The organism is Actinosynnema sp. NPDC049800 (genome assembly GCF_040656635.1).
In the GTDB taxonomy this organism is placed as follows: Bacteria; Actinomycetota; Actinomycetes; order Mycobacteriales; family Pseudonocardiaceae; genus Actinosynnema.
Genome location: NZ_JBFAMT010000120.1, coordinates 1 through 2,572, shown reverse-complemented (window position 1 = coordinate 2,572; position 2,572 = coordinate 1). Strand labels below are relative to the sequence as shown.

General features: G+C 57.3%; 2 rRNA genes. Both read left to right on the top strand.

Going from position 1 to position 2,572, the window contains the following annotated elements:
- A 23S ribosomal RNA gene (locus AB0I91_RS44575) occupies window positions 1–2,344 on the top strand; the annotation flags it as partial.
- A 113-nt stretch (window positions 2,345–2,457) separates the two neighbouring features.
- Window positions 2,458–2,572: ribosomal RNA gene (gene rrf, locus AB0I91_RS44570) — 5S ribosomal RNA — on the top strand; the annotation flags it as partial.

Here is a 2,572-nt window from a genome sequence, read left to right as displayed (position 1 = left end):
GAGTCGCGTGGTCTAGACCCGAAGCGGAGTGATCTAGCCATGGCCAGGGTGAAGCGTGGGTAAGACCGCGTGGAGGCCCGAACCCACCAGGGTTGAAAACCTGGGGGATGAGCTGTGGTTAGGGGTGAAAGGCCAATCAAACTCCGTGATAGCTGGTTCTCCCCGAAATGCATTTAGGTGCAGCGTCGTGTGTTTCGTGCCGGAGGTAGAGCACTGGATGGTCTAGGGGGCCCACAAGCTTACCGAAATCAACCAAACTCCGAATGCCGGTACGTGAGAGCGCGGCAGTGAGACTGCGGGGGATAAGCTTCGTAGTCGAGAGGGAAACAGCCCAGAACGCCGGCTAAGGCCCCTAAGTGTGTGCTAAGTGGGAAAGGATGTGGGGTCGCCCAGACAACCAGGAGGTTGGCTTAGAAGCAGCCACCCTTTAAAGAGTGCGTAATAGCTCACTGGTCAAGTGGTCCTGCGCCGACAATGTAGCGGGGCTCAAGCACACCGCCGAAGCCGTGTCATTTCAGTGTAACGCTGGGATGGGTAGGGGAGCGTCGTATGGCTGTCGAAGCGGCGGAGTGATCCAGCCGTGGAAGCCATACGAGTGAGAATGCAGGCATGAGTAGCGAAAGACGAGTGAGAAACTCGTCCGCCGGATGACCAAGGGTTCCTGGGCCAGGCTAATCCGCCCAGGGTAAGTCGGGACCTAAGGCGAGGCCGACAGGCGTAGTCGATGGACAACGGGTTGATATTCCCGTACCCGTGTGAACGCGCCCATGGCGAACCTTGTGATACTAACCGCCCGAAGCCCGCTCTGATTCTTCGGATGAGGGGCGATGTGGAGCGCGGGACCTGAACTTGTAGTAGTCAAGCGATGGGGTGACGCAGGAGGGTAGCTCCGCCAGTGAGTGGTAGTACTGGTGTAAGCGTGTAGGCCGTCTGGTAGGCAAATCCGCCAGGCATATAGGCTGAGACGTGATGCATAGCCGATTGAGGCGAAGTAGAGTGATCCCATGCTGCCGAGAAAAGCCTCTAGTGAGTGTTCATGCGGCCCGTACCCCAAACCGACACAGGTGGTCAGGTAGAGAATACCGAGGCGATCGGGCGAACTGTGGTTAAGGAACTCGGCAAAATGCCCCCGTAACTTCGGGAGAAGGGGGGCCGAGGGATTTGAAGCCCCTTGCGGGCTAGGATTTTTCGGCCGCAGAGACCAGCGAGAAGCGACTGTTTACTAAAAACACAGGTCCGTGCGAAGTCGCAAGACGATGTATACGGACTGACGCCTGCCCGGTGCTGGAACGTTAAGGGGACCGGTTAGCTCTTCGGGGCGAAGCTGAGAACTTAAGCGCCAGTAAACGGCGGTGGTAACTATAACCATCCTAAGGTAGCGAAATTCCTTGTCGGGTAAGTTCCGACCTGCACGAATGGCGTAACGACTTCTCGACTGTCTCAACCACAGGCCCGGCGAAATTGCATTACGAGTAAAGATGCTCGTTACGCGCGGCAGGACGGAAAGACCCCGGGACCTTTACTATAGCTTGGTATTGGTGTTCGGTTCGGCTTGTGTAGGATAGGTGGGAGACTGTGAAGCTGTGACGCCAGTCATGGTGGAGTCGTCGTTGAAATACCACTCTGGTCGTACTGGATGTCTAACCTCGGTCCGTGATCCGGATCAGGGACAGTGCCTGGTGGGTAGTTTAACTGGGGCGGTTGCCTCCCAAAGGGTAACGGAGGCGCTCAAAGGTTCCCTCAGCCTGGTTGGCAATCAGGTGTCGAGTGCAAGTGCACAAGGGGGCTTGACTGTGAGACCGACAGGTCGAGCAGGGACGAAAGTCGGAACTAGTGATCCGGCCATGGCTTGTGGAAGCGTGGTCGCTCAACGGATAAAAGGTACCCCGGGGATAACAGGCTGATCTTGCCCAAGAGTCCATATCGACGGCATGGTTTGGCACCTCGATGTCGGCTCGTCGCATCCTGGGGCTGGAGTAGGTCCCAAGGGTTGGGCTGTTCGCCCATTAAAGCGGTACGCGAGCTGGGTTTAGAACGTCGTGAGACAGTTCGGTCCCTATCCGCCGCGCGCGTAGGATACTTGCGGAAGGCTGTCCCTAGTACGAGAGGACCGGGACGGACGGACCTCTGGTGTGCCAGTTGTCCTGCCAAGGGCATTGCTGGTTGGCTACGTTCGGAAGGGATAACCGCTGAAAGCATCTAAGCGGGAAGCCTGTTCCTAGATGAGGTATCCCACCCCTTTGTGGGTTAAGGCCCCCAAGAGACTATTGGGTTGATAGGCCGGAGATGGAAGGTCGGTAACGGCTGGAGTTGACCGGTACTAATAGGCCGAGGACTTGTCATGAAGACGCTACGCATCCACTGTGCGGTTCTGAAAGAACCGAACCGGACCGCCTTGGTCCACCCGTGTAGGACTGGGTGGGTTGGGGTGCCTACGGGTTGGTAATTTCATAGTGTTTCGGTGGTCATAGCGGTTGGGGAACACCCGGTCCCATTCCGAACCCGGTAGTTAAGCCTTCCAGCGCCGATGGTACTGCACTCGTGAGGGTGTGGGAGAGTAGGACGCCGCCGA